This window comes from Pseudoalteromonas sp. TAE79, assembly GCF_000498015.1.
Classification (GTDB): Bacteria; Pseudomonadota; Gammaproteobacteria; order Enterobacterales; family Alteromonadaceae; genus Pseudoalteromonas.
Genome location: NZ_AUTL01000002.1, coordinates 1 through 848, shown reverse-complemented (window position 1 = coordinate 848; position 848 = coordinate 1). Strand labels below are relative to the sequence as shown.

General features: G+C 43.4%; 1 pseudogene. It reads left to right on the top strand.

What is annotated here, in order from left to right:
• Positions 1 to 751: pseudogene (locus tag L655_RS0100020) on the top strand (amidase); the annotation flags it as partial.
• Positions 752 to 848: the final 97 nt, after the last annotated feature.

The following is an 848-nucleotide window of genomic DNA, read 5'->3' as shown; positions in this document are numbered from 1 at the left end:
AAGCCATAACGTGATTGAAAAAGACGGCCTAATACCGTTGGCTCCGCCTTTTGATACCATAGGTTGGCTTACCCAAAGCGCCGAGCTATTAAGCGATGTAGGTAATGTACTGCTACCAAATCAAGCTATTAATAACGTTGATACCTTAGTTATTTGCGAGCCGTTATTTGAACTCGTTGACCCTGTTTTACAAGCCCCACTTAAACAATTGCTTGAAAAAACCAAGCCTAATTTTAAGCACCATAAAGAATTTGAACTACCTAACAGCAGCTTATTAAATAAACTTGCTGATAGTTTTAGAGTACTGCAAGGGCGAGCAATCGCAAAAACGCATAAAGACTGGCTTCAATTGCCGGGGCAACTTCCCCAGTTTGCTCCAGCAATTGCGGCACGTTTTAATATGGCGCTTGCCCTAACTGTTCAAGAAGAACAAGAAGCACTAAAAGTACAAACCCAATGGCAAACACTAATAGCTAAAAACCTAAATACAAACAGCTGTTTATTTTTGCCAACCACCCCCACAACCGCACCTAAATTAGGCGCCGACACAAGCGCCTTACGCATGCAAATTATTACGCTTTCGGCAATTGCAGGGCTTAGTGGCTCAGCGCAAGTGCATTTACCGCTGGCTGATTTAGCAAATGATCATCCGTATGGTTTTTCATTAATGATGAGCCACGGTAACGATAAAAGCCTACTTGCTTGCGTTAAGCACCTAGCTGCACACTTTAAACAGGACACACCGGCATGACCACACACAACATTGCATTTACCGCGTCTCATTTTTCGGCCACTGAAGCGGGTATAAATATACTAAAACAAGGCGGTACAGCTACCGAGGCTATGGT